Genomic DNA, 7,022 nt, shown 5'->3' with positions numbered 1-7,022 from the left:
AAATCGCTTCCAAAATAGAATATTCAAGAAGAAACCAGGTATTCAAGCGGAAATTCAGAGCTAAACTGAAATACTCAATGAATTACAAATCTATTTAATCACATTCCTTAACTTAACGGCATTAATATTTATTATTTTTTTTTACTAAAAATTCTTTGAAAAATTGATGGTAAGGTTTTTTTTATTTGCGAACAATTAAAATTTTGTCAGATTTATTATTACAACAAAGGTTATGAAATATAGAAGCTTTCTTTACTTAATTTTTGCTGCAGTTTTCAGCATTTCTTGTAATCAACAAATTGATACAAGACAGGAAAATTTGAATGAAGGGTTTGAGTTTGCAGGAGATGGAGGTGATATCGATATTCCGGTTGTTACATGGGGTGATGCTCCTATTTGGTTAGAAATAGTTGATGCAGCAGAATTAGAAAAAATAGCTCAAGACATTAATGTACTTGATAATAATGATATAAAAATTTTTGATAACTCTGTTTTTGAATTAAGAAAAGGTGATTGGGAAACAATCATTGATAACTTGAACAACCAAAATAAAGAATCATCAACCTTTTTTTGGGAGAGAAAGAATGGGGTGAGTGTTTCATCTTCTGGCACCCTTTTAATCAGTTTTGATGACTTAGATGATTTTACCTTCCAAGGGCAACCATTGATAAATCTAGATATAAAATTCATTAAGTACAATTTCCCCAAAAGCTACGCTGCTAGAAATTTACCTGGAGATCCATTTAAGCAAAACTTTATAGATTACTCTCCAAAGGCATATGATCATGTTAGATTTAAGATCGTAGACAGTGAATCCGAACTTCATCTTAGGTTTGTAGATGGGAATCCAATAAATATCTCAATCGAGTAATTTCAATTCTTGAACATCTCTTCTAGGCGTAGTTTACCACTACGCCTTATTTTTTTAAGTAGAATTTGAAATCCTATTGACCTGCAGTTAATGATAGTTTGATTTTATAGGGGAAAATACAATTACTATTTGTTTTAAGTAGGATGAATTTACAAAATCACTCAGTAAAGGATATGTTACGGGCTTATATTCTTTGCAAGGCCTTTAGTAAAAACATCTGATTCTTCGCCCGGTGAAGGTTCTGCTCTTCATAGTGGATGGTGTAATAGACATTACCATTGAGGTAATCTGCCAAAAATCGAAAGCCCATGATGCAGGTCATCATTTGGCCGCCATAGGGCAGGGATTGTATTTCTTCTTTGGTGAAAGCACCTTCTCCTACTTCCTGAAAACCTTTTAATAAGGCTGCATATTTGGGCATGTCCACCTTGATGTTTTCCCAATTTTGGGAGGATTCGCCTTCTGTACAGGCTACCGTCCTGACCAAATCCCCGAAATCGTAAAAGACATAGCCGGCCATGATGGTATCCAGGTCAATCACCGCATTGACTTTGGAAAAATCATCAGCATAGATCAGGTTGTTGATTTTGGTGTCACTATGGGTCATCCTCAACGGGAGTTTACTTTTCCATAATGCATATTCCTCCACCAATTTTTTCTGATCCAGATAAAAATCCACCAATTCCTTTAGCTCACCTTTCACCTGTCTTTGGGTGCTGCTTACTGATTGCAAAAGTTGCTGATAACGCAATTGAAGATCATGGAAATTGGGTATGGATTCTTGCAGTAAGGAGGCCTTGATGTGGATTCCAGCTACGATAAACTGAGCAAATGCTTTTGCCGCCAAATAAGCTTGATGGGGGTAATCTACCTCATTCACACATTTACCTTCTACAAATGGGGCTAACCTGAAATATTGCCCATCGATCACAGAAAATAATTCGCCATGCATATTGGGTATGGGAAGTGGCAAAATAAAAGGCAGTTTTTCTGGATCAATTTCCCGAATCAGGATGTCATGATTATGTGAAATCCTTTCAGGGAATTGGAACACCTGATGGTTGAAACGCTGCAAAATAAATTTTTTGTCCTCCCAATCAATCAAAAAGGTCTGATGGATATGACCATCTCCAAATGGCCTGATTTTGTTTTCAGTAATTTGAAATCCATATAATCGGTTTACCTCGGGTAACCACGAAAAAGACTGCATAGGTTTATTTCTAAGTGCTGTACAAATGTAGCGCATTCCAAACAAAGAGAATAATGAGGGTTGAATTCTATCCACAGCAATATTTTCCAATTTTAAAAACCCTACTTTGCAATTCTTGATTAATTATTTACATTAGTGAAAAATATTGAATAAGTTTTGCTAAGTAAATAAAAAAATTTAGAAACTTAGGCCAAGATTTCACTGACATAACCCATAACCTATGAATATTTCCCTGATCGACTGGAGCATTATCATCGCTTTTTTTGTGATTTCCATGCTCATTGGCGTCTTGACTTCCCGAAAAGCGGGTACTTCTGCCAAGGAATTCTTTCTTTCCGGCCGGAATATGCCATGGTGGTTATTGGGGGTTTCCATGGTGGCAACCACTTTCTCCGCGGATACACCAAATTTGGTGACAGACATTGTCAGGACTAATGGGGTTTCCGGTAACTGGGTCTGGTGGGCGTTCTTGTTGACCGGTATGCTGACCGTATTCGTCTATGCCAAATTATGGAGAAGGTCAGAAGTGACTACGGATTTGGAGTTTTATGAACTGCGCTATGGTGGCAAGCCAGCGGCATTTCTAAGGGCTTTCCGGGCCATTTATTTGGGGGTGTTTTTCAATGTGGTGATCATGGCAACTGTCTCTTTGGCAGCTATTAAAATTGGGGGAGTCATGCTAGGTCTTGCACCTTGGGAAACATTGTTGTTGGCATCTGTAGTTACCGTAATTTACAGTTCACTTGGGGGTTTGAAGGGAGTCTTATTGACAGACTTTTTCCAGTTTTTCATTGCGATGGCCGGTGCAATCGGTGCGGCCATTTATGTATTGGACATGCCGGAAATCGGTTCATTGAACAATTTGCTCACGCATCCAAATGTCTCAGACAAACTAAATATTCTACCTGACTTCAATGATTGGAACTTGGTGATTCCATTATTGATCATGCCTTTGGCTATTCAATGGTGGGCTACTTGGTATCCTGGTGCCGAGCCTGGAGGTGGGGGCTATATCGCCCAAAGGATGCTATCTGCCAAAGATGAGAAAAATGCGATTGGAGCAACATTGTTCTTCAACATTGCCCATTATGCCATGAGGCCATGGCCTTGGATCATCATTGCACTTTCTTCTTTGATCATATTTCCGCAAGTTTCTGATATGCAGGAAGCATTTCCACATATCCCGGTAGATAAATTAGGTAATGATTTGGCTTATTCTGCCATGCTCACTTTCTTGCCCACTGGATTGATCGGCATTGTCCTTGCCTCTTTGATTGCTGCGGTCATGTCCACCTTGTCCACACACCTCAACTGGGGCTCTTCCTATGTGGTGAATGATTTTTACCAGAGGTTTCTCAAGCCAGAAGCCAGTGACAAGGAATTGGTAGCTGTGGGAAGGATTTCCACAGTTTTGTTGATGGTTTTGGCAGCCTTCTTGGCTTTGGCACTTTCTTCTGCTTTGGAAGCCTTCAATATACTCTTACAGATTGGTGCAGGTACTGGCCTGATCTTTATCTTACGCTGGTTTTGGTGGAGGATCAATGCCTACACAGAAATTGCGGCGATGATTATATCCTTTGTGGTGGCCATTTTCTTCGAAGTCATCAATCCAAAATTGAGCATTATTGAAATTCCAGGGCATCAGGAATACCTAAAATTATTGTATGGCGTGGGTATCACTACCTTGGGCTGGGTTTTGGCAACCCTATTTACAAAGCCTGAAAAAGATGAGGTCTTGCTTTCTTTCTATAGAAAAGTCAGACCAGCAGCTTTAGGGTGGAAAAATTTATTGAACAAATATCCACAAGAGCAGCAGGAACAAGGTCAATTGCCATTGGATATTGGCTTGATGCTGACAGGTTCAGTGATGGTCTATGCAGCGCTATTCGCAGTTGGGTTCTGGATTTATGGTCAAACACTTTATGCCAGCATTGCCTCTATTGTGGCTATTCTGGGCGGAATCATCATCATCAAGAATTGGAAGAATATTCGGTTAAGGTAGTCTTTTCAGAAAGGAAAAACTCAGCTAAATCCAAAGACTGCCTAATTCTTAAATTCCAGCGTATTGATCAAATGCGCCATGTCGACTTTGATGTATTCGATCACAGGGGCAAGGGAGTCGTTTTTCATGGCGGTGTTGAAATAAAGAGCCCCTCTTAGGAAGTTCTTGGTAGAATCCGTCACAAAAAACTGAAACTGTGTGGGTACTTCCCCGCTCAGTTCAGCGGCTACTCCGGTGTAGCCTTTTGGGGTCATCATGATAGATTCTTCAATCCCATAGGCTTTGATCTGATGCTTGGCTGTCAGGTTGATCGCATCATTCACGACCGTTTTGATATCTTTTCCTTTAGTATCCAATTCTAAGTAGGTCAGGTGAACTTTCCCTCCAAGACTTTGATAGTTGAGGTTTATCCATGCTGTTTCGGCCAAATTGAAGGAATCAGCTTCTATCAAAGCATGTACGGAATGTTGAAAAGTATAAGGCTTTCCTTCTTCCAAATCTATAAATGCTCTTTCTGGCAAATCAATTCTATTGTACCCCAAGGGTTTGGGTAGATAATCACCTTCACATCCGAAAAGGAGGAACAAAATGAAAATAAACTTGTTAGACTTAATTGACATGGCTTCAAATTTATCAAAATCGTTTGATTTGAGGCCTAGAAATCGCAAATTTATAAAAGCACCTCAAAATCAGTTTATTATGAAAATGATTACAAAACTATTCTCCTTGGCTTTAGTGCTCATGCTTGGTTTGGGAGTTCAGGCAAATTCTTTTGCGCAAACGACCATGGAAGAATTTGCAGCGAAATGGGAAAACGGAAAACAGTTTACCTTGGAAGTTGTAGACAAGATGCCTGATGATTTATTGGATTACAGGCCGCATGAATCTGCCATGAGCTTCAGCGAGCAAATCGTTCACCTTGCCTCTGCTGCAGCTGGTATCAGCCAAAACTTTCTGAATGGCGCACAGCCTTCTTTTGACTTGGGTGCAAAACCTGCAACCAAAGCAGAATTGAAAGCTTTTGTCATTGCTTGTTATGATTATACCAAAGGAACTGTTTCTGCATTGTCTACCGAACAACTTGGAGAAACAGTTGAGTTTTTTGGCATGTCGGGAACAAGACGTCAGGTAGTGGCTTTGATTGATGACCATACTACCCATCACCGTGGTGCAGCAATATCCTATATCCGCTCTCATGGTATTGAGCCTCCTCGTTTCAGGGCTTTGTAATTATAAAAGAAAAGAGAAAATCAGGCATTGGATTATTTCAATGCCTGATTTTTTCAATTGAGTTTATCTCACCCAATCGGTTTTTTTCTGAACAGGTTTTCTTTTTCCTGCAGGCCATCTGTCAGTTGCAGGTTTGGCCACATAAAAATAACCCATCATCATATCATCTTCTTCCAAGCCCAACCATTCCTTGGCTTCAGGCCAGAAAGTCATGCCTCCTGTGCCCCAATAGCTGGCCAATCCATGTGCAGCTGCTGTGAGGTACATGTTCTGAACCGCCATCGCCACAGCTGAGATTTCTTCCATAACAGGAAGATTGGCCTTCAAATCCCTTTTCATTTTGATGATGATCACATGAGAGGCTTTTAGTGGATTTTCTTTCAGTTTTTGGTAGGTGGCCTCGATGAAATTTCCGCTTTTGCTAGCCCTTTCTTTGTACAGTTCAGCCTGGAAGTCTCCAAGTTTTTTCAAGCCTTCTCCTGTGAATACCGTAAACCGCCAAGGTTCGGTGAGTTTATGGGTGGGTGCCCAGTTGGCATTTTCCAATATTTCCTCGATGATGGCATCATCTACGGGATCATTTTCCTTGAATTGGGCGACAAACATGGATCTACGTCCACGGATAATTTTATTGACTTCTTCAATATTAAAATCAGGTCTTTCCATAAAGATTGTTTCAGTTTTGCTTATTGGTATTAAAATGCAAAAACGGCAAAAATGGTTTCAATCTATGTTGATTGTTAAATAGAGTCTTGAATTGACGGAATTAATGTTAATTCAGTCAAATAAACTGAAAAGGATCTCCTGAAGCCAGGTAACTTACTTTGATGTCCGGTATTTTCTTTTGAATCCATTCGGCCGCAAACTCCATTCCCGGCGCCTCACTGTGTTCATGGCCCAAAATCAACAGGGCGGTATTTTTCCCCATTAGCCTTCCATCTCGGACCCGTTCAACTGTTTCCCATTCTCTGGTTTCTCCGCTGAGAATCAGATCGGGTTGGTATTCCTGAATGGCGCCGATGATCATCCTGCTGTCGATGGCTCCAAAGGCCAGGTAAATACTTTGTACAGATTGTTGCAAATCACCCACCAACTTGAGGGAGGGGATTTCAAATTGTGCCTTAATGTGTGCCAGAACAGCATGTAAGGGTTGTGCCTCTGGTAATCTGAGCAATCTTGGGGTTTCAGGGTTATAGTACTTTTCCCAACCTAGCTTTTTCAGGTTTCCTTCTGCAATTCCATCCGGCTGTCTTCGATGCCAATAATCATGAAATCGCCAAATGGCAATTTGATGCTTTTCCAGAAGTGCTTTTTTGTGATGAAAAACCTCATCATTTTCCAACCAATCCGTTTCATCCTGATGGTTATAGTAAAGGGTTTCATGGGCGACAATCATATTAGCGCCGATCTTGACGGCCTTTTCTATAACTGCTAAAGTGGGAAACATGGTCGTGACGATTCCTGTGACCTCTTGATCCATACTGCCTGACCTGAGATGGTCTACAGTCCTTTCAAAAGGAGCCCCCGGGATATCTTTGATCAGGATATCGATGACCTCTTTGACGGAATATCGCTTCTCAGTTTGAATAGACCAAGCAAGTGAAGGGAATCCCATCAACACTCCTGTTCCCAATAGGCCTGTTGCTTTTATCATAAATTCCCTTCTTGGGGAATATGGGTTTTTCTCTTCTTTCATGTTTGCGATCTCT

7 protein-coding genes are annotated in these 7,022 nt (G+C 40.5%); 3 read left to right on the top strand and 4 right to left on the bottom strand.

Annotation, left to right across the window (positions count from 1 at the left end; translation table 11 throughout):
• Positions 1–232 precede the first annotated feature (232 nt).
• Positions 233–871: a hypothetical protein gene (locus ACFFIP_RS09710; RefSeq protein ID WP_382387419.1), complete on the top strand. Its 639-nt coding sequence runs from the start codon at positions 233–235 to the stop codon at positions 869–871.
• A 184-nt stretch (positions 872–1,055) separates the two neighbouring features.
• On the opposite strand, the gene ACFFIP_RS09705 is transcribed toward ACFFIP_RS09710, so the two are convergent.
• Positions 1,056–2,081, bottom strand: coding sequence for a phosphotransferase enzyme family protein (locus ACFFIP_RS09705; RefSeq protein ID WP_382387418.1), 1,026 nt, complete (start codon positions 2,079–2,081; stop codon positions 1,056–1,058).
• Between the two features lie 220 nt (positions 2,082–2,301).
• Here ACFFIP_RS09705 and ACFFIP_RS09700 point away from each other — a divergent pair, with 220 nt between their 5' ends.
• The gene (locus ACFFIP_RS09700) at positions 2,302–4,083 is read left to right on the top strand and encodes a sodium:solute symporter family protein (RefSeq protein WP_382387417.1); all 1,782 of its coding nucleotides are present in this window, start codon (positions 2,302–2,304) and stop codon (positions 4,081–4,083) included.
• A gap of 41 nt (positions 4,084–4,124) precedes the next feature.
• Here ACFFIP_RS09700 and gldD read toward each other — a convergent pair whose 3' ends face one another.
• A complete protein-coding gene (gene gldD / locus ACFFIP_RS09695) occupies positions 4,125–4,703 on the bottom strand; it encodes a gliding motility lipoprotein GldD (RefSeq protein ID WP_382387416.1) in 579 nt (192 codons plus the stop codon).
• Positions 4,704–4,782: 79 nt separating this feature from the next.
• Here gldD and ACFFIP_RS09690 point away from each other — a divergent pair, with 79 nt between their 5' ends.
• Positions 4,783–5,313 (top strand): DinB family protein, encoded by a 531-nt coding sequence (locus ACFFIP_RS09690; protein WP_382387414.1) that lies wholly within the window; start codon positions 4,783–4,785, stop codon positions 5,311–5,313.
• A 63-nt stretch (positions 5,314–5,376) separates the two neighbouring features.
• On the opposite strand, the gene ACFFIP_RS09685 is transcribed toward ACFFIP_RS09690, so the two are convergent.
• Both ACFFIP_RS09685 and ACFFIP_RS09680 read right to left on the bottom strand, forming a co-directional pair.
• Positions 5,377–5,979 (bottom strand): nitroreductase family protein, encoded by a 603-nt coding sequence (locus tag ACFFIP_RS09685; protein WP_382387412.1) that lies wholly within the window; start codon positions 5,977–5,979, stop codon positions 5,377–5,379.
• A gap of 115 nt (positions 5,980–6,094) precedes the next feature.
• A complete protein-coding gene (locus ACFFIP_RS09680) occupies positions 6,095–7,009 on the bottom strand; it encodes a Nif3-like dinuclear metal center hexameric protein (protein WP_382387411.1) in 915 nt (304 codons plus the stop codon).
• Positions 7,010–7,022 lie beyond the last annotated feature (13 nt).

Source organism: Fontibacter flavus, from assembly GCF_042432905.1.
GTDB classification, from domain to species: Bacteria; Bacteroidota; Bacteroidia; order Cytophagales; family Cyclobacteriaceae; genus Fontibacter; species Fontibacter flavus.
This window is presented reverse-complemented; position numbering and strand designations above follow the sequence as displayed.